We start from the raw sequence: 19,138 nt of genomic DNA on the forward strand, positions 1-19,138 counted from the left end.
CAGTTTAAGATTATAGCTGCAGCCACTCTACCCGGGAGCATACGCTTGGGCATGGTGTCGTCATATCATAGATGTAATATCCTCTATCATAGTCTACGATATCATTACCGTCAGCGTCTACACTAACCATCAGAAATTTGAACTCTCCCTGATCGGTAATAGCATTGTAGCCCCGATAGTTCTCAAAACCTTTATCATTGTAGAAAATGTCAAACGCGTCTTTTGAAGGAATCATATGCGCTTTTATTTCATTTCCTCCAATTTCTGTTCTTTCCTGCCAGTTTCTAATCCAGTTTTTGGCATTTTCTAATGATACTGCATGTTTAGGTAATTCCATAGTTATTTGCTTTTAATATTATATAATTTGCTCAAAATGAAGTTATGAAAAAAACAAATTATATGGTCAAAATAAATTTATTTTATTTCCAATAGCATCAAACTGATCTATTTTTATCAAAAATAAAACAATATGAAGAGTTATAAGCACGTATTTTTACGTGTTTTCCTTTTCGGTATATTTTACCTTATTCCCGCATTTTTATCACTGTCAGTTTAGATGTTTTGATGAAACAGAAAGAAACCCGACAGAATATCTGCCGGGTTTCTATAAAATATTTTCAATCTCTTTCTTATGGATGCTGCTGCATTTTCGCAGGATCGTCATAATTTACCATCCAGTTGATCCCGAATTTATCAGTAAACATTCCGAAATAGGCTCCCCAGAAAGTATCTGCCATCGGCATTGTTACCTGCCCGCCGGCAGAAAGCCCTCCGAATAATTTATCTGCTTCTTCTTTAGATTCCGCATTGATGGAAATAGAGAAATTATTTCCTTCCTTAAAGCCTGAAGACCATTCTCCGCCGGTATCACTTCCCATCAATACTGTTTCTTTGGAAATCGGAAGGGTAACGTGCATGATCTTGTCCTTATCTTCTTCAGGAGTTTCTTTTCCTTCCATCGGAGGCATTTCTCCAAAAGTTCCGATATAAGGATATTCTCCTCCGAAAACTGATTTGTAGAAATCAAATGCTTCTCTGCAGTTTCCATTGAATGTTAAATAAACGTTTACTGTTGCCATGATTGTTTTTTTATAAGTTAAGTTTTTTAATGTTTTAAGACCTCTCCCTATCTGTGCTGATCGATCAGGATCATATTTCCATCCGGATCTTTCAGGTAAATATGTTCCGGTCCTGAAGTGCTCTCATCAGCTTCCCTGTCAATTTCTACTCCATTTTCCTTTAAATGCCTCTGAATCGTGCGTACATCATCAAAGGATTCAAGATTCTGGGCATTTTCATCCCATCCCGGGTTGAAGGTCAGCATATTTCCATCAAACATTGCCTGGAACAGACCTATCAGAGTAGATCCGTTTTTCATAATCAGATAATTCTGTTCTGTATTTCCTGCCATCGTTGTAAAGCCCAGCTTTTCGTAAAAATCTCTTGATTTCTGAAGGTCTTTTACACTTAAGCTGATTGAAAATGCTCCTAATTTCATATTTTTCTTGTTTTTAAAGCTAATTGATGTCCCGCGAAAACCAATCCCCAAACAAGGATTCCTAAAATCCAGAACCAGATGGGAGTAGGTAAAGATGCCATCATATAAATGGTCGTCAGTAAAAAAATGATTCCACAGATCAGAGCAGATGTATGTTTTCCGTTATTGGAAATTTTTGAGGCTGTAAATCCGGATACAACGGCCGCTATCGCATAGGCCAGGATAACGAAAAAAAGAGCCATAAAGGGAGCCTCGGCTACATAGGCTTTCAGCGCTTCCATATCTCCATCACCGGCACCCGAAGGAGGCGGATACAGATAATGTCCTGTTTTTTCAACGCCGCCCATACAAACGGAACCTGTAATAAGTCCTGCCACCACAGCTAATATTTGTCTCAACATCATTATTGGTTTTTCAAACGGGTTTTAAAGTCTAATGTTCCGTCATAACTTTTCCAGTCACCAATAAGCTCAATATATTCTCCTTCGATCTTTTCCGTTTTCCTGTTCCATTTGAAGTTGTAAACGAACTTTCCTTTAAAAAGCCCTGAGTGCTTTCCTTTGTTCTCTTCCGCCAATTCATACTCTCCGAATACGGTTCCCTGTTTTTTAGCATCTTTATACTTCAGAATGGTAATCTTTCCTTCGAATTTCGCATAATTGGTATCTACAAGAGAATATCCTGAAACAAAATATTCCTGATCATTTTTTTTATTCTGCTCAGAGGTATTGATCTTAAGCTTAAGTTCCTGTCCTTTGCTTCCTATGGTCCCTGTATAAGGCTTGCTGCCGTTTAGCCAGGTGTTTGAAATATCAGGCATCTGCCCCGGTACAAAATGTGCCGCAAAGATAAAGAGTAATAAAAGTTTTTTCATATCGTGATTTTTCTTAAACGCCAAACTGTGCCAGGTGATGGTTAAGGTGTTTTGCAAACATATTATTCCATTCCTGAGCATTTAATTTTCCGAAAGAGAAAGATTCTTTACCGTCAAAAGCATCTGCTCCTAACTGCTGTGTCTTCTGGATAAAGCCGATCAGTCTTGTTTTTTCTTCATGGAAATTTTTTCTGCCGGTAACCAAAAACTGCGGAGCCGTAGGAGAGTCTCTCGGATATGCTTTTTCACCTACCACTTTAGGCTTTACAAAGGTCTTTAAAATAAATTTTGCAATAGATCCTGGTTTTTTATGCTTTTCAGGCTCATACACCATTTCGTAGGTTATACAGCAATGTGCCAGCATCTGATCTACCGTCATTTTCCCCCATAAACCATGAGTATCTTCTACAAGCCTGTTGATTCTATCGATATAGTTTTGAGCCTCTTTTGCATCAAATACGTTTTCCATATTTTTTCTAATTTACAACAGACAAATATATCAGTTTTTTTGTTTGATTTTATAGTGGAGTCAATATTTCGCTACGAAGGACGGGGGAAGAAATCTGATGACGTAAGCTGGCGGTTAGTAATTAAGTCTACTTCCAAAGGTTTGAAAAATAGAGAGAGAGAATTTGAATGTTGCTGGTTGACAGTTTACGGGTACTGATTACTCTACATCCTCCTGAGAAGTTTCCTCAAGAGCAATTTCCTGCGGTGCCGCTTTTTTAAAAATAAACCAAAGCTTGATCTTTAAGGCAATCCATCCCAGAATAGCATAGACCACTACAAGAATGCTTAAGTGCTTCAGATAAGGAAAAGTAAGCTCTACGGACCCTTTTTGGATCAATAAGATCTTAAAGGCCTGTAAAAAGGGAGTTAACGGAATTATATTGGCAATAAGCTGAACGAAAGCAGGCATTGCGCTCAGAGGCCATGTAAAGCCGCTGATGATGAATGCCGGTGAAGCAATTACCATAAGAATCTGTGTAGCCTTCAGCGCATCCGGGATCAATATACTGATGAATACTCCCAAAAATGAAGCCGATCCTACAAAAACTGATGTAAGAAGGATAAAATTGAATATTCCCTCCGGCATTGGCACCCTGAAGATCATATGCATAAAGTAATAAATACTTACAATAAGAATGGAAAATACCCAGATCGGGATTACTTTGATCAGCATGGTCGGAAATGCCCATCTTTTCATTTTAAGATATTCTCTTACAAAAGATCCTCTTTCAAATTCTGCTGCAAAACTTACCGCCATTGCCAACAGGATCACCTGCTGTAAAACGACAGCCAGCATCGCCGGCCACATAAAGATAAGATAGTTTCCGGTAGTGTTGAAAAGTGTGATATAATTGGCCTTGAAAGGTTCATATTGTGTAGCCGCTTTCGCAGCCGGCATTCCTACTTTTTGCAAAGCTTTTATGGAAGCTCCGGCAGAGAACGTTCCTATTGTAAGCTGCAGCGCTTTGGAAGCAAAGTTTGCGGTTAAAACGTTTCCTGTATTGATGTAGACATTCAGTTCCGGATATTTCTTCTGAAGCATGTCTCCTTCAAACCGGGAAGGAATAATGACTACAGCCGCCGCTTCATGTCTGATCACTTCATCTTTAATGCTCAGAGGTTCCTGCAGATACCTGATGATCCTGATGCTCTTATTATCATCCAGCATTTCCGTCAGCTGATTAGACAAAGGCGTATTGTCCCTGTCAATAACCAATACGGGAGTATTTTCAACTTTTCCGCTTTTGTAGACAAACCCCAGCAAGGTTGCATAAAAGACCGGTGCCAGAAAGAACACAGTCCTTAAGGTAGAATTACCGATAAAAAGTTTAAACTCTCGTTTTAAAAGACGGAAAAATTCTTTCATCTGTTTATTTTTATATTGTAATGGCCAGACGGAACTTCTTTTATATAATGTGAAAATGATCCGTCATGCTCCATTCCGTACTATTTCAGGATTACATTTGCATTGACCAGAATATTTTTGGCCTTATTCATATCTTTGGGCTTCACTTTGATCTCATAGATCGCATCCTGCAGCTGATAATCAGGATAAGCTGTCGTAATATCCGCATACTTGGTCAGCTGTTTGATGTATACGATATTTCCTGTGAGGGTTTCTTTATTATAGACCACCTGCATACTGACCTCCTGACCTTTTTTGTATTTTGAAATGGCACTTTCAGGAATTGTGAACCTGAAATAAGTACTTTCCGGGATATATCCATTGAACAATGCAAAACCGGCAGTTGCCAATTCTCCTGTATTCAGACTGATCGTTTCTATTTCCATATCATTGGTGGCAATGATATACCTTTCGGAATAGGCCACATTGGCTTCCTGCAATGCTCCTTTAGCCTGAGAAGCCTGTCCTGCCGCCATCTCCACTTTTTCAAAGCGGGTCCCTCTTTTCACATCATCAAGCTCCGCCACTACAGCATCGTATTGTGCCTTTGCTCCCTGAAGTTTCGCATAGACCTCATCATGAGCCTGCGGAGACATCAGGCTGTCACGGAACATATTGTTTGCCCTCCGGTAAGATTTCTGTGCGAACTCATACTGCTCTTTCAACCCCTTATATTTTGCCTGCAGCTGTCTCATCTGATCTGCCGTTGCTCCGTTTTTCGCCATCTGCTCCTGAGCTGTTGCCGCATTCACGGCACCCTGGGCCTGTGCGATCTTTGCAGAGACTTCCGGTACATCAAGCTGTGCCAGGGTATCTCCTTTCTTCACAATCTGACCTTCGGAAACGTATATTTTTAAAATTCTTCCGGTAACCTTTGGCGCAAAGGAGATAACATCCTTTTTGGTCTTACCTTCAGGTTCCGTAATCTTTTCATCTTTTTTGCCACAGCTCCCCAGCAAAAACAGAGCAGCAAAGAGTATAGATATATTTTTATGCATCATTTTAATTTTTAAGGGATTAAATAAAGTTTGGTGATATCCAGCTCCTGGGTAGACCTCATCAGTTCTATTCCCGCTCTTCTCTGGTTGAAAATCGCATTCTGATATTCCAGTTCGGCAGCTTCAAGATCGTTTTCAGCATCGATAAGCTGTGAAGATTTGCTCATTCCGTATCTGAATTCTTTTTCAGCCTGCACCAATGCGTTTTTGGCCAGCTCTTTCTGTTTTGCCTTCAGAGTGATCTGTGCAGAAGCAATATTATAATTGGTCTGATTATTGGCCTGATTCAGTGTCAGCTTTTTTAATGCATCTTCTTTCTGGTTCTGCAATACTTCTTTTCCGACCTTGGCTGTTTCTTCAGCGTGCTTCCCTTCTTTTCCGTCAAAGATCTCCCATTTGAATCCGACCCCTGCGGTAATCAATGGGAATACATTAATGTTATTAGGCCGCCAATCCAGCTTTCTGCCTTCATATCCAAGTACCGGAACTGCCGGAATAATATTTTCCGAGCTTTTGATGCGGTTTCCGTAAAGTCCGATATAATAAGCTGAAGCCATCAGCTGTACTTTGGGGATCATCCATGTTTTTTCGGCTTTTATTTTATAGTCCGCTGCTGCTATCCCATGCTCAAGGGCACGGATCTCCGCTCTCTGTTCTATTCCTTTTTCAGGAGTAAGCAATTCTACAGGAGATAAAACAGGATCAATCATTCTAAGGCGTTCCCTGTCGATTCCGGTTAAAATATAAAGCTGGGTAAGAAGCAGCTCCTTTTTCCCTTCGTATTCTATTACTTTGGCATTTAAAGTAGCCTGGGCAAGTTCGATCTTCTTATGGTCATAAGGAGTGATCAGGCCATAACCTAAAGCTTTATCTGCTGTCTTTTTATTGATATCCAGTCTTTTTGTACTTTCATCCAGCACTTTTCTGGACTGATGGATCAGTGCCAGCTGGTCATAAGCTTTGGAAATCGTGGCAACAACCTCATCCTTTGTTTTCTCCAGGAGAATATCTTCAGATTTCTTTTTTTCTTCAACGGCTTTCTTCATGTATTTTACCTTACCTCCTGAATACAGAAGCATTTTAGCATCAGCTTTGGCCACACCTGAAAATCCGGAAACGTTGAAATTGTTATTAAAAGCTCCTTCAGAAATATTGATAAAGGGCGCGAGATTAATTTCCGGTGATGTGAGCCTTGCAGTTCCGTTGAGATAACCGGCTTTTCCGCTCAGTTCCAAAGTGGGAAGGAAGATATCTTTCAGTTTATGCTCGTCGAGATCGGTAAGTTTATTCCGGGTAATCTGCATTTTGAGATCAGAGTCCCGAACCATAGCACTGTCTAAAAGTTCCTTAAAATCCGGAGCAGACTGTGCCCAGCCAAAAGCAGGGAAAGCCAAAAAACTAAACGTAAAAATCAATAAATTGTTTTTCATGGCTTATGTTTATAACAAATATAATGCAAAAAAAATTTAAATCATCAAACATAATCTCATAAAACAGTGAATTTAAAATAAGTTTAAAACTTGTTTAAATATAAATTACTTTAAAATAAAGTTTTAACCAATCCGTTTAAATCTTAATTAAAAACTAAAAAACTTTGAAAAAATTTATAACTCTACTCTCAGGGGTCCCTTTTTGCCTTCTCTTCTCCCAGCAAACCAACGCATGCAAGTGTGTTGAATTTGAGAAATTAAAAGACAGCCTTTCCCAGTCAATCCCATTTTTCCGACCTGTTACGGAAGAAGAAGCCTTGACTCCACCATTCAAATATATCTCGGTGGAATACATAAAAGGAAATGCAAAATCAGAAAACATAATTGATCCTGTCCAGCAAAGAACAAAAGATCTTCCTTATGATAGTCTGGATGCCAGATATAGCGTCAGACAAGAAGAATTTGCAAAAAAGATGAGTGACATTCCCATTCCGCTTATTATTAAAACCGGAAAGTTGAAAGAAACAATCGCTATTTTGTATACTACAGATTCTTTTTTATCCAATGATTATTATATAAAAATATCAAAAGACAATGGAAAAACCTGGAAAAACTATTTCACAGGACTGGTTGCCAATCATCATTATTTTTTTAAAAACAATTCTCAATATCCGCTATGGAAAGATGAAAACCATCTTCAGATTGAAGCAGATGTAAGGCGAATGACCAGACATACTGTTTATGGAGTGCCTCCTGAATATACTACCGTAAAAAACAATGTATTGCTGACCTTTAATCTTGATGAGATCTTGAAAGATTCTGATGGAGACGGCATCAATGATATCGAGGAAACCAGAAAACTATTTACCAACCCCTATTCAAAAGATACAGATGGGGACGGCATCAGTGATGCAGAGGACAGAAACCCTAAATACCAATCTTCCGCTAATGATTTTACCAGACTCTTACAGGGAATCATGTATGGTAGTTATCCTGTAACAGTACATCAACAACCTTGGTATGAGGAATTTTTCATTAAAATGGCAACATTTGAAGAGGATATCAAAATCCAGAGAGAAGAGCTTCCAAAACGAAAAGAAGATTTTATCCATTCTCTGAATTATAAAGTCATTGTTACCGATGATGACAATCTAAAAAGGATTGAGCCCATCGATGCAAAAATAATTTTCCTGACCTCAAAAGAATATATGGAGTACAGCAAGTTAACCTATATGAACCAATTCAAAACGTACTACAGTAAAATCTTCCGGTGTGATGAGGAGAAAGACACTTATATTTTCATGATCGATGATACTGCAACAGGGCTTACTTACCTGATTAAAAAAACTTCTGAGGGATGGATTGTAAGGATTATCGGCCATTGGATAGCCTGATCTTGAAAGCATGCCGCACCTTAACCTCATTTATAAAAAAACAACCGGCTTTAACCGAGACCTAAACAGCCTATTATTCCATAAAAAACAGCTAAGGAAAGAAAAACGAAAACTCCCCACATCGCTGTGAGGAGTTTTCTGTTTATAATAAGCTTGCAATTTTAGTTTTGAACCGCTTTTTTCATTGTGTTATCAGGGCGTAAAACTCTGTAACGTACTTCAATATCTTTCGGTACATAAAATACCAATGGCAGTTTGCTGTTGTATCTTATGATTTCCGGCTTAAGCGTTACAAACTTTTTAGTCAGCTTCTGATCCAGGCAAGCCATCAATGTTCCTCCGGTTTCTCCGTTAGACTCTACTTCGTAATAGTTATACCCCCATCCCTGAAGATCCTGGGTTTTCATTTCTCCCATCAGGAAATAGTTGTTGCAGTCTAACATTTTTTCAGTTCCTACGAAAACCTCAACTTTCAGGTCATTTTCATTTTTCGCTACGGGAAGCTGAATATATACCTGCTTATATCCTTCTTTAGCTTTTGGGAACATTTCAATCTGTAGTTTTTCAAACTTTTCAGCTTTCTTTTGAGCGAAAGCACTTACACCTGCCATCAATACCAATCCTGTCATTAAAGTTTTTGAAAATTTCATTTTATTTGGTTTTAAATTGTACTCACTACCTGTAGCCAAAAATCATTCCAAAATCTGAATCCCCGTTCCTTTTGTGTGCGCATTCATCTGCGGAGCATAGTAATTCTGCATGGTCGTAATCCCATTGGAGAACTTTCCGGATGCGTTGGCAACCACATCATATTCAAACACATACTTTCCTTTCGGCATGTACTGGATATAGAAATTGGTAGAAGCATCTTTCGTTGACTGATAGTATCCCAAATTATTTTTCCATTGGTATCCTGATAAAGCGTCTATGGGCTCAAAACCTGCAGCACGCATATCTTTGATATGAATAAATTCCATGGCTCTGTCGGTATTCAGGATCATTCTTACCGTTACTTTATCTCCTACCTTCAGTAGCGTTTCCGGGGAAATTTTCTGAAGCTCTTCTCCATTTACCGTTTTCACTTTTTTATAAAGCTCTTTGGTCACAGAGATATAGTTTTCTGAAGACCTGATCTTATCCAGATCTTCATAATACTGCCAGAACAATCCTCCCTGCACAATTCCGGGACCAGGTTTTGTAACGGTAACGGTTGCCAGGTTCTGATCTACCACATCTGTTTTTACGGTAGATTTTACATAGCCTGTCGCCTGTGTTTGAGGAGCCAACTCTTTTCCACCCCACACAATAGTAGCTTTATCACTCTCTGCTCCGGTCCATGACTTTCCTGAATTTAATATCGTAAAGATCACTTCCGAAGTACCTCTTGAGCTTCCCCATGAATTCACTTCTTTCTGTGTCACCAGCCAGATCTTCATATCTTCAATAAAGTTCTGATCAGCAGGTCTCAGCTTATTGAATGCTTCCAACGCTCCGGCATGATTCACCACTTTGGAGCCAAACCATCCCCAGTCATTCAGGTTCTGTTTCCAGTAAACACCTTGGATTTTTGTATCTGTAGAAGTTTCTTTAAGGTAGGTCATCAGCCTGGCAGAAACATCATTCAGTCCGTAATCATTCATCAGTAATGCGGCACGGTGTAATCCGAAGAAGGTAAAGTCTGTGATCTTCGCCGTTTTTGCCTTTTGTTTTACCAGGGCTTTCAACGAAGCGCCTTTTCCTTTCAAAGGATATTGTTTTTCCCAGTAATTCCGGGTATCGAGATAATCAAGCGTCCAGTTATTCCAGATGTTTGTTGTTTTCACATCAGCATATTTGCTGACTTCATTATCCACATACTGGATCAGCCTGGTCACCAGCTCTTTCTGATCTGCGCTTTGATAATCTTTTACATTTTCTTTTAGCCAGGAATTGATCTTCCCTAAGTTTTTAAGAATATACAATGACGTTCCGTAAGAACTTGGATAGCCTGCATACCATGAGAATCCTCCGTCAGGGTTCTGCAGCTTTCTGAAGTCATCCCAATCCTGGCTGATAGAATTTCTCATCGTATTGACATCAAACAGTAAAGCCAGTTTTTGCATTTGCTCTCCTTCATTTTTACTTTCCAGCACCCAAGGAGTTTCCTCCAGTAACAGCTGTTTCAGCTCCTGATTCTTTTCAAGATTTGAATTTAATAATCCTTTGTTCTGATATTCTTCAAAAACCGTTTTCATTTTCGGATTGGCTTTAAATATTTCAGAAGCCAATACATCAGCAAACCACTTGTTGAAAATGACATCGGCAGAATTATTCTGGTCGTTTTTCAGGCCTGGCAATGCAAACATCACTTCCCAGATCGGGTTGGTCGTTAATTCCAATGTGTTGGAAACATTAGAAGCCGTTGCAGAGGTATTATTCTTAAGGTTATCCAGAACAAACGTTTTCGTTTCGCCTTCTTTCACAAAAACCGGAATGGCATCTGTTACCAGCATCCTGTTTGGCAATACCGCAATCGCCTGTTGCTCACCATCGGAGTATGCTCCTGCTTTTGCCACTATTTTTAAAATGATCGAAGAGATATTGTTCGGAGCTTTCAGCTTCCACGTAAGCTCTCCGTTTCCGTTTTCATTTAAATTAAAGCTTTGTACTCCTGATATAAGTCCAAATTTTGAAGAGATATTTTCATTCGTAAATGCATCCAGTATCTGCAATTCGGCTGAGCCGCTTAATTTCTTATCTGTAAGGTTTGATAGCTTGGACTGTAAGTTCAGCTCGTCTCCTTCCCTCAAAAATCTTGGATAATTAGGCGTTACCGAAAATTCTTTCTGGGTTACCACCTCTTTTTCCAGGGTTGCTGCTCTGGCATCTTTGGTATGGGCAAGGAACATCAGCTTCCATTTTGTCAATGCTTCGGGTGAGGTAAATTCAAAATTTACATTTCCTTCTGCATCGGTTTTCAGATCGGGATAGAAGAATGCTGTTTCGTTCAGGTTCTGACGTACGGGAACTTTTTCCAGATCTTCTTTTGGTTCTGACTGATCTGAAACTCCGTCAGCATCAGCTGCTATAGGTGCCGAAGCAGCATTTATTCTATCTTCCGTTACAGCCTTCCTCATCATCACACTAGCCTTTGCTCCTGTAGACGGTGGTGGCGGCGGATCCGAATAGACTGCTGTTTTAACACCTTCTACATTTCCTGCTACCATTTCCTGTAAAACCATACTGTCGATCCCATCAAACCAGTTAAATTCAGGAACCTCAACATAGTTACCATTGAAATATCTCATTCTTTTCTGATATGTTTTTCCCTGAAGGTAATTTCTGATATCATAGGAAGTAATTCTTCTAAACGGTGCATATAGCTTGTTCCAGCTGTAATTATTCACGGCAAACTGATCCAGAGACATATCATACATATTGGCCAATACTTCGGCATTGATCTTTTCCTTATCATTTCCCGTTACTTTTACAGTCCATTTTTCTTTTGAATTAGGTTCAAGTTTATCTCTGAAAGTAACTGTTTCTATCTTTAAAGGACGCTCCGTATCTTTTATTTTTAAAGTAACAGCCTGTGTATTGACATCGTTAAATGCCACCATCTGAAACTGAAGATTCAGGTCAGATACGTTTTTATCTTTAGGGATCTCAGCAGTATATTCCAATATCCCTTTTTTCAGAGAATGGGTTTCTGAGATTGTTTTTCCTGATCCGTCCTGTACAAAAACATTGATCAGAGCATCAGGGACTGCGGAAAACACATAGACTTTAGCTTTTTCACCTCTTGACAGCTCCTCTTTGGGGGCAATAACTGTCAGGAATGTCTTTTGAGCAGGTTTTAAAGAACCCTTATCCCAAACACTGAAATACTGAGAAGATCTGATCGTATCTTTCCCTTCAATGTTGAACAGCTCCAGATGATAGTCTCCTGCTTCCAATCTTCCAAGATCCAGATTATTTGAAGATCCAGCATTATCTGCTGATGGCTGCTGCTGTCTTTCAACAAGTACTTTCTCCGTTTTCCAGTTTTTGATCTCATCATTTTTATCAAAAAGATCATGCGGGAATTTACGGATAAACTCTTCTTTTGAATATTCCGGCAGGTTCTGAACTTCTGACTGGAAGTTATTTCTGAAAACCCTGTCAGGCGCCGTCAGCTTTGACAGTTTGACCTGGTATGATTTTTTAAGATTCTGCTCGTTATAATTCTTAGTTTCTACCTTTAGCTTTACATTTTCATCAGTGAATCCGTTTTTGATTTCAGCCGCCTTGATATAATGAGAAACTGAAGATACTTTCAGCTGAGTATCTGCAGATTGTGTTTCTCCATTAATATCTGTAACGGAAGCATTGATCTCATAATTATCGATCTGTATTCCCTCCAGCTTTTCATCCTTTTTAAGGTCCAGGCGGATCACAAACTCCCCTTTTTCATTGGTTTTTGCTTCTCCCAGGATCGAATTCTCATTACTATTATCCTGCGGATACCACCAGAAATACCTCCATCTGATATTACGTTTCTTAATTTCGTAATTCACGGTGGTATTGCTTAGCGCAACACCGGAAAACATCATAGCCTTACCTTTCAGCTCTATGGTCTGCCCATATTTATATTCATCTTTTACAGGGTCAAATGTTACTTCAAACTTAGGTCTTTTATACTCCTCAACCCTGATATCCTTGTATCCCTGTGGTTCCCCGGCTGTTCTGAGATAAAAAACACCGTTCAGCTTTCCTTTGGGAAGAATAAAGCTGCCATGATAGGAACCAAACTCATTGGTCGTAAAATCCTGTGAAGATACTTCCTGGCTATTGGCGTCCAGCAACGTGATCTTTTGTTTCTGTCCCGAAAGTACAGATTCCACTTCTTTTTCTATTCTGGTATTGATCACTTTAAAATAAACGGTTTGCCCCGGACGGTAAATAGCCCTGTCTGTAAAGATCTGTGCAGTGGTACGGGTTTGCTTGTTCGGATTGTAATCTTCACCATAAGTCCCGTTACCATATACCTGCATAATCTGGAAGTCATTGGTCTTAGGCTGCTGAATCAGAAAAGACCTGTAGTAGTCTTTACTCTCAGTAGCAGGAAACTTAAAAACTCCTTTTTCGTTTGTTTTACCCTCTATTTTATTTAAGGCCCTGTTGGAAACGAACTCATAAAAGGTAAGATTCTCATTGACCAGCGGTTTCCCGTTTTCGCTGTTGACCAGCTTCAGCTCATTTGAAAGTGTATTTCTATCTGTTTTAGACTGATAGATGATTCTGTTTCCGGAAACTAAAAAATAAAAACTCTGTGAAGGATCATCCGTTTTTATGTCAGTTCCTGCCAAAGCATACTCTGCAATATACACTCCCGACGGAAGAGGTTTGATCTCCAGTGATGTTTTGTGAGACTGATAATCTTTGGGATCAGAAAGCCGGTAGGTTTCTTTTCTTACCAGGCTTTTCTTTATCTTTCCAAAAGTATTGTTATACGGACTCTGCACGTATTGCATAAATGAATTTATGTCCTCTTTTACTTCGTAAATATGTAAAGAAAATTCCGGAACATTTTTATATTCTGCCACAAAATGTACAGGCATATTATTCTGCGTCTGGGATTCATATTTAATGCTCAGTACAGGATTCGTAATTTGTTCCTCTTTATTTTTAATATTGATGAGATAAATAGACTTCGGATATTGGCTTTTGGCCTGAGCTGCTACTGCAAGTGCTTCTTTAGCTTTCTTTTTAGCCAGAAGCTCATCCATAATATTTTCCATGATGATCACTTTATAATCACCTTCTTCACCTGATTTCAAAAGGCCCTGAAGCTGCTCAAGCTTATCTTTGCAGAGATTGGCATCACAGTTTTTTGCCAGTTTTTCCTTCATGAAATACAGCTTCGGATTCCCGGTATTCTGAACAATCAGATCATCATAAATCGTATTGATCTCCGTACGGTTTTCAGCAAGTTCATTTTTCGTAAAAAGGAAACCTGATGATAAGAATTCTATTTTTTTCAGCGAATACCAGTCAGATAATGCAGGGAAAAAAGCTATATCCTTACTTTCAGTGAACAGTGCGCTGTATTTCTTCAAAGCAACTTTTCTCATTTCCTGCTTCTGCAGGTCAAGTTCCTGATATATTTTCTTCAGGTAGTTTTTAAAGTCAAGCTTGCTCCAGGTTTCAATCTGTGAAATATCCTGAGAGTTTAGATTCGTTCTGCCATTTATTTTCCAGAGATTCTGGTTATAATAATCCAGGAAAAAATTACTCATCAGAACCTGATACACCAGTTTGTCCTCTCCTTTCAGTTTTCCTTCCGTTTCCTGAAGCTTTTTGAAAAATTTGGAGGCAGAATCATTCTGATCGTCATCTACCGTTTGGTTGACAATACTGAATTCCGCTTTCAGGGAACGGATCAGCTGAAGTGCATTGTTTTCTTTCATGGCTTGCTTTTGTATGTCTAAAATAATGGGAAGATTAGATTTATAAGCTCCTTTTGTTCTGTTGTCAACAATTTTTTTCCATTGGTCATCGTAATATTTCTGGGCGAAGACCGTTGAAAAGCTCAGCATTAGAAGCAAAAGCATAAAAATCTTGGAAAATCTTTTCATATATATTAATTTTGATAAATGAACATCTTAAAAATACTGAAAAAAACCGTCATAGACAGCCAGCTTTATGTCTCACTAATGGGAACTCTTTTTGCAGTATTTTTCATGAAAGAGCAAAACACATTCCGTTTCCCTACAGTTCTTCTTATTTTTATTACTTATTTCAGTGGCTATCTGTATACTAAATATCAATATACCCGGCATTTCCTCAAAATATTGGTTCTGAATGCTGTAGCGGGCATAGTCTGCGCTTTCCTGATCATCCACAATCACAATGAGATCAGGCTCTTAAAATGGTTCATTATTGTTGTGTTAGGATTGCTTTACAACAGTTTTTTTCTCGATGTTTATATTCGTAAAATCCCTCTCCTGAAAGTATTCTATGTGGGACTGGTATGGGCGCTGGTCAATTGCTGGCTCACCCTTCCTGAATTCAGCATCCCTATTTTTCTGATCAGCTTTTTCTTTATCACTGCTTTGGTACTTCCTTTTGATATACGGGACATGAATAGTGATACCGTAAAGACCTTTCCCATGCTCATAGGCGTACAGAAAACAAAATATATTGCCTATGCACTGGTTTTCATAAGCCATATGATCGGTATTTTCTATCTTAAATCCTTGTATGCCCTGGCTTTTTTTATGGCCGGCATCGTCACTTATATTTTTATTTATTTTGCTGAAAATAAAAGAGATGACGCTTATTTTTCATTCGGGGTAGAAACTTCTTCAGCACTTCCTTTTTTATTTTTACTAATAATGGAGTATTTTTGACGAATGATTATCAAGAAGCTTTCCCTTTACAATTTCAAGAACCATTCAGAGAAAAAATTTGAATTCTCCCCGCAGATCAACTGTTTTGTAGGTAATAACGGTATGGGAAAGACCAATATTCTGGATGCCCTGCATTATTTATCGGTAGGTAAAAGCTTCCTGGGCAACACAGATCTCAACAATATCAAAAGTGAAGAGGACTTTTTTACCATTGATGCCGAGATCCGGAATGAAGACAGTGAAGATATTATTAGGATCACCCAACCCCGGGAGGCTAAAAAGGTCATCAAGAAGAACGATAAAAGCTATGACAGGCTTGCGGATCATATTGGCTATCTGCCCAGCGTAATGATCTCTCCTTATGATTCCAATCTTATTTCAGATTCAGGGGAAAGCAGACGTAAGTTTCTGGACGCCATGATCTCCCAGACAGATTCTGAATATCTTTTTGACCTGATCCAATATCAGAAAACGATCCAGCAGCGAAATGCATTACTGAAGTATTTTGCTAAAAACAGAACCTGGGATAAAGATTCACTGGAAATTTATGATGATCCGATCAACCGTTTCGGAACAAAGATCTTTACGAAAAGAAAAGAGTTTGTGGAGCAACTGAATCCTATTGTTCAGAATTTTTATCAGATCATTTCGGGAGGAAAAGAAACCGTATCGGTCATCTATGAATCTCATTTGCTTGAAAACTCTTTTGAAGAGCTTTTAAAGGAAAGCCTGGAAAGAGATCGTATGCTGACCTATACTTCAAAAGGAATCCATAAGGATGATCTTCTTTTTGAGATGGACCGTGTTCTGATCAAGAAAATCGGCTCCCAGGGACAGCAAAAATCCTTTCTTATTTCACTTAAACTTGCTCAGATGAGCCTGGTCAAAGAACTTACCAACAAAACGCCTATCCTGCTGCTTGATGACATTTTTGATAAGCTTGATGACATCAGGGTTTCACAGCTGATTGAACTGGTGAACAGAGAAAGTTTCGGGCAGATATTCATTACGGATACCCATAGGGAACGTACGGAAAGTGTCGTGAAGAAAATCAACGAAGAAAGCATTATCTTTGAGATATAATGAGATACAAGTTGGTGATAAAGTATAATCCTGATTATCATTGTTTAGCGTGTAATGGAATGTTTTTCTATCTTCCCTAATGCAAACAATACAAATGAGAATAAGCAATCATAGCAGCATAAAGATATTATAAACCCTCGACCCCCTAATCAAACATAACATGAACCATACAACACAGCTATGAAGAAGAAAAAGCGTGAATACCAATCCTCTGAACTTGTGAAATCTTTTGCCAGGATCTATGGTTTTGAGGATAAACTTGTGGCCTTTGAGATCAAGGACTTTCTTGAAGATTATCTTGATGAGAGCTTGTTTAAAGAGATCAGAAGTGTCAATCTTGAGAACGGCTGCATCCTTATTAAAATTGATTCTCCGTTACTGAAGCATGATTTTAAAATGCGTAAAAGCTTTTATCTAAAGAAGTTCCAGGATAAATTTGGTACGGAGCTGTTTCATGATCTCCAGATCTTATAGAATTTCTGCCTGTTTACCTAATAAAACGAGGCTGTCCTACTTTTAAGACAGCCTCGTTTTATTTTAATCAATGTTCTTCTGATTTATTAGAAATTGTATTGCTCATCAGGTCATCTGCTTTTTTATCCAGTCCTGAGCGTAACGGCAGGAAGAATTTCAGCGGATGTTTTACAAAATACCTGAAGATTTCTCTATAGATCTCGCTTACCTGTCCGAAGTTCATTTTTCTTGAGCGGAATGCCAGGAACATTGACAAACTGAAACTTACCAGAAAATTAAAGAATCCTATCAGGAATACCGTCACAAAAGATATCCAGAAGGTATAAGAATCTACTGAAAAGTCTTTTCCATAAAGTCCCAATGCGAAGTTTCCCGCGGCAAAGGTAATGTGCCTGATATCAAGGTCAAGTCCAAAGAACATTCCGACCGGAGCCGTTGCTCCCAGAAATACCCCAAACCAGAAATTCGACACGATTCCCGGCCAGTTTTTAGCATAATATTTAGAAAGTCCTTTTGCAAATTTTTTCCCAAAAAAGCTTCTGATCGAAAGGTTTTTGGCAATTCTTTCCGGAATCTGATAAAATACGGAGTTGTTTCCGATATTTCCCGAAATAATTCCTGAAATAAAGAGGTAAAAACCTGCAATACTCGCATGTAAAATGGCTTTGGATTTAAAAGGATCCAGGTCTTTTAATAATTTATCGGATCTGTCCACGGCCAAGTTCTGTGAAAAAAATACATCGAGTCCGTAAATAATCGCCAATGAAATCGGAAATGCAAGCAATACATTCCCTACAAAAGCAATAAACTGACTCCTGAATAGTTTTGAGACAAGATGGGCAAATTCGGTATTATTTCTTTTGCTGTTTCCTTCTTCAGACAATACCTTGGTCATAGTAGCGGCAGTCATTGCCGGCTGTTTAGTGGCAAGGGTGAATCCCATCAGATAGATCATAACGAATCCCATCGCATAATTCATCGAATACAGGAATGCGTGTGAAAAGTCACTCCCGGGAATATAACCGTACAGCATTTTCAGTACACAAAGAGCACCAACGATGATTCCTCCTCCACTCGCCTTATAGAACATGGTCATATATTCTTTGCGGTTGGAGGTGATATAATGAGTTCCGGCTTCTGCCGTATGATTGGTAATAAGGTGAGAGATTAATCTCGTACTGTCATTGATCAGGTCCGCAATATTATTCTTATGGGATTTGTAGCTCAGAATATTAAAGGCCAGCTGCTTAGACTTGATCAATACATCTTCTTCGGAATCGATCACCAACAGCTGTACAATTTCATAGATCCTTTCCGTCTGCTGGCGGATCTTCAGCAAGGCTTGGTTGATCTTTCCGGAAATACCATATTTAGCGGAATTTTTAAAAGCAATATTCACGAACTCAAGGCATTGTTCCGAATAGATTTTGATCTGCTTGTATCTGCTGTCTTTGGAGTGCAGCTGCATTCCGGGATCTTTTACAAGGTCTTCCGCCAATGTTTCCAGCTCATTCTGCAAGGCCAGAAAAGGATTGTCCAGATTTCTGTATTGCGGAGCCATTCTCACGACTTCGACCTCCATAGCCATTCCTGTAACCCTCCAGGACAGGATGTTCATGGAGAAAATAAGCTCCTTTTTCACATTGGGTCTGATGATAAAATCTGAAGCGTCTAAAATGGTCAGAAATTCATTGATTTCATTCTCAGGAAGATTATGTAAATATTTCAGGTCTTTCTTAGGTCTCAGACTGACATTATCGATCATATACCATACCGTTTTCTCATTTTCAACGGGCGGCAGGATCTTATTCAGAACCCTTTTTTTAAGCTCTGGAAAGAAGGCATTTTCTGAAAGGATATTCGCTTCTGTAAGAGACAGATTGAAAGGTCTTCCTTTAAAGATATTATGAATATAATGCTTAAAGTTTTCAGCAAAAACCGGATTATTTCTGAAGAAATTGAGCACATCTGTAAAGTCTGCCTTTTTTACACTCTCCAAAAACTCTGCAAACGGTTCTAAAGAGAGCGTTTCGTTCTTAAAAGAAAAGTATTTTTTAAGAACTGACTCAAAATTTGTGCTGGAATTAAAAAATTTCATTAGT

General features: G+C 38.8%; 16 protein-coding genes. 4 read left to right on the top strand and 12 right to left on the bottom strand.

Features of this window, described 5'->3' with window-relative positions; translation table 11 throughout:
- Positions 1 to 10: 10 nt before the first annotated feature.
- From AC4IF5_RS02765 to AC4IF5_RS02805, 9 genes are all read right to left on the bottom strand, one after another.
- On the bottom strand, positions 11 to 337 hold the full coding sequence (locus AC4IF5_RS02765; RefSeq protein ID WP_490731462.1) for a hypothetical protein: 327 nt from the start codon (positions 335 to 337) through the stop codon (positions 11 to 13).
- Between the two features lie 292 nt (positions 338 to 629).
- Positions 630 to 1,079 (bottom strand): VOC family protein, encoded by a 450-nt coding sequence (locus AC4IF5_RS02770; RefSeq protein WP_490731464.1) that lies wholly within the window; start codon positions 1,077 to 1,079, stop codon positions 630 to 632.
- 47 nt (positions 1,080 to 1,126) lie between these two features.
- The gene (locus AC4IF5_RS02775; RefSeq protein WP_490731466.1) at positions 1,127 to 1,498 is read right to left on the bottom strand and encodes a VOC family protein; all 372 of its coding nucleotides are present in this window, start codon (positions 1,496 to 1,498) and stop codon (positions 1,127 to 1,129) included.
- Positions 1,495 to 1,899: a hypothetical protein gene (locus AC4IF5_RS02780; protein ID WP_490731468.1), complete on the bottom strand. Its 405-nt coding sequence runs from the start codon at positions 1,897 to 1,899 to the stop codon at positions 1,495 to 1,497. Before AC4IF5_RS02780 ends, AC4IF5_RS02775 begins: the two co-directional genes overlap by 4 nt.
- Before the next feature lie 2 nt (positions 1,900 to 1,901).
- Positions 1,902 to 2,372, bottom strand: a complete 471-nt coding sequence (locus AC4IF5_RS02785; RefSeq protein ID WP_490731470.1) for a hypothetical protein — start codon at positions 2,370 to 2,372, stop codon at positions 1,902 to 1,904.
- Positions 2,373 to 2,385: 13 nt separating this feature from the next.
- Positions 2,386 to 2,841, bottom strand: a complete 456-nt coding sequence (locus AC4IF5_RS02790) for a DUF1569 domain-containing protein (protein WP_490731472.1) — start codon at positions 2,839 to 2,841, stop codon at positions 2,386 to 2,388.
- A 198-nt stretch (positions 2,842 to 3,039) separates the two neighbouring features.
- Positions 3,040 to 4,248 (bottom strand): ABC transporter permease, encoded by a 1,209-nt coding sequence (locus tag AC4IF5_RS02795; protein WP_490731474.1) that lies wholly within the window; start codon positions 4,246 to 4,248, stop codon positions 3,040 to 3,042.
- Positions 4,249 to 4,328: 80 nt separating this feature from the next.
- A complete protein-coding gene (locus AC4IF5_RS02800; RefSeq protein ID WP_490731476.1) occupies positions 4,329 to 5,285 on the bottom strand; it encodes an HlyD family secretion protein in 957 nt (318 codons plus the stop codon).
- Between the two features lie 11 nt (positions 5,286 to 5,296).
- Entirely contained in the window at positions 5,297 to 6,715 is a 1,419-nt protein-coding gene (locus AC4IF5_RS02805; RefSeq protein ID WP_490731478.1) for a TolC family protein, read from the bottom strand.
- A gap of 164 nt (positions 6,716 to 6,879) precedes the next feature.
- Here AC4IF5_RS02805 and AC4IF5_RS02810 point away from each other — a divergent pair, with 164 nt between their 5' ends.
- Complete coding sequence (locus AC4IF5_RS02810; protein WP_490731480.1) at positions 6,880 to 8,109, top strand: hypothetical protein; 1,230 nt, start codon at positions 6,880 to 6,882, stop codon at positions 8,107 to 8,109.
- A gap of 161 nt (positions 8,110 to 8,270) precedes the next feature.
- Here AC4IF5_RS02810 and eco read toward each other — a convergent pair whose 3' ends face one another.
- Together eco and AC4IF5_RS02820 are read right to left on the bottom strand one after the other, a co-directional pair.
- Positions 8,271 to 8,759: a serine protease inhibitor ecotin gene (gene eco, locus AC4IF5_RS02815; protein ID WP_490731482.1), complete on the bottom strand. Its 489-nt coding sequence runs from the start codon at positions 8,757 to 8,759 to the stop codon at positions 8,271 to 8,273.
- Between the two features lie 42 nt (positions 8,760 to 8,801).
- Positions 8,802 to 14,705, bottom strand: a complete 5,904-nt coding sequence (locus AC4IF5_RS02820) for an alpha-2-macroglobulin family protein (protein ID WP_490731484.1) — start codon at positions 14,703 to 14,705, stop codon at positions 8,802 to 8,804.
- 18 nt (positions 14,706 to 14,723) lie between these two features.
- Here AC4IF5_RS02820 and AC4IF5_RS02825 point away from each other — a divergent pair, with 18 nt between their 5' ends.
- From AC4IF5_RS02825 to AC4IF5_RS02835, 3 genes are all read left to right on the top strand, one after another.
- Complete coding sequence (locus tag AC4IF5_RS02825; RefSeq protein ID WP_490731486.1) at positions 14,724 to 15,479, top strand: UbiA prenyltransferase family protein; 756 nt, start codon at positions 14,724 to 14,726, stop codon at positions 15,477 to 15,479.
- Between the two features lie 3 nt (positions 15,480 to 15,482).
- A complete protein-coding gene (gene recF / locus AC4IF5_RS02830; RefSeq protein ID WP_490731488.1) occupies positions 15,483 to 16,562 on the top strand; it encodes a DNA replication/repair protein RecF in 1,080 nt (359 codons plus the stop codon).
- Positions 16,563 to 16,742: 180 nt separating this feature from the next.
- Complete coding sequence (locus AC4IF5_RS02835) at positions 16,743 to 17,036, top strand: hypothetical protein (RefSeq protein WP_490731490.1); 294 nt, start codon at positions 16,743 to 16,745, stop codon at positions 17,034 to 17,036.
- Positions 17,037 to 17,103: 67 nt separating this feature from the next.
- Here the strand turns inward: AC4IF5_RS02835 and AC4IF5_RS02840 are convergent, their stop codons facing one another.
- Positions 17,104 to 19,134, bottom strand: coding sequence for a recombinase (locus AC4IF5_RS02840; RefSeq protein WP_490731492.1), 2,031 nt, complete (start codon positions 19,132 to 19,134; stop codon positions 17,104 to 17,106).
- Between the last annotated feature and the right edge of the window lie 4 nt (positions 19,135 to 19,138).

The organism is Chryseobacterium sp. UF-290, from assembly GCF_058245615.1.

What these genes read in the sequence shown, in the direction of transcription:
- AC4IF5_RS02765 (WP_490731462.1), bottom strand. Translation starts at nt 337, where the DNA reads ATGGAATTACCTAAACATGCAGTATCATTAGAAAATGCCAAAAACTGG.
- AC4IF5_RS02770 (WP_490731464.1), bottom strand. Translation starts at nt 1,079, where the DNA reads ATGGCAACAGTAAACGTTTATTTAACATTCAATGGAAACTGCAGAGAA.
- AC4IF5_RS02775 (WP_490731466.1), bottom strand. Translation starts at nt 1,498, where the DNA reads ATGAAATTAGGAGCATTTTCAATCAGCTTAAGTGTAAAAGACCTTCAG.
- AC4IF5_RS02780 (WP_490731468.1), bottom strand. Translation starts at nt 1,899, where the DNA reads ATGTTGAGACAAATATTAGCTGTGGTGGCAGGACTTATTACAGGTTCC.
- AC4IF5_RS02785 (WP_490731470.1), bottom strand. Translation starts at nt 2,372, where the DNA reads ATGAAAAAACTTTTATTACTCTTTATCTTTGCGGCACATTTTGTACCG.
- AC4IF5_RS02790 (WP_490731472.1), bottom strand. Translation starts at nt 2,841, where the DNA reads ATGGAAAACGTATTTGATGCAAAAGAGGCTCAAAACTATATCGATAGA.
- AC4IF5_RS02795 (WP_490731474.1), bottom strand. Translation starts at nt 4,248, where the DNA reads ATGAAAGAATTTTTCCGTCTTTTAAAACGAGAGTTTAAACTTTTTATC.
- AC4IF5_RS02800 (WP_490731476.1), bottom strand. Translation starts at nt 5,285, where the DNA reads ATGCATAAAAATATATCTATACTCTTTGCTGCTCTGTTTTTGCTGGGG.
- AC4IF5_RS02805 (WP_490731478.1), bottom strand. Translation starts at nt 6,715, where the DNA reads ATGAAAAACAATTTATTGATTTTTACGTTTAGTTTTTTGGCTTTCCCT.
- eco (WP_490731482.1), bottom strand. Translation starts at nt 8,759, where the DNA reads ATGAAATTTTCAAAAACTTTAATGACAGGATTGGTATTGATGGCAGGT.
- AC4IF5_RS02820 (WP_490731484.1), bottom strand. Translation starts at nt 14,705, where the DNA reads ATGAAAAGATTTTCCAAGATTTTTATGCTTTTGCTTCTAATGCTGAGC.
- AC4IF5_RS02825 (WP_490731486.1), top strand. Translation starts at nt 14,724, where the DNA reads ATGAACATCTTAAAAATACTGAAAAAAACCGTCATAGACAGCCAGCTT.
- recF (WP_490731488.1), top strand. Translation starts at nt 15,483, where the DNA reads ATGATTATCAAGAAGCTTTCCCTTTACAATTTCAAGAACCATTCAGAG.
- AC4IF5_RS02835 (WP_490731490.1), top strand. Translation starts at nt 16,743, where the DNA reads ATGAAGAAGAAAAAGCGTGAATACCAATCCTCTGAACTTGTGAAATCT.
- AC4IF5_RS02840 (WP_490731492.1), bottom strand. Translation starts at nt 19,134, where the DNA reads ATGAAATTTTTTAATTCCAGCACAAATTTTGAGTCAGTTCTTAAAAAA.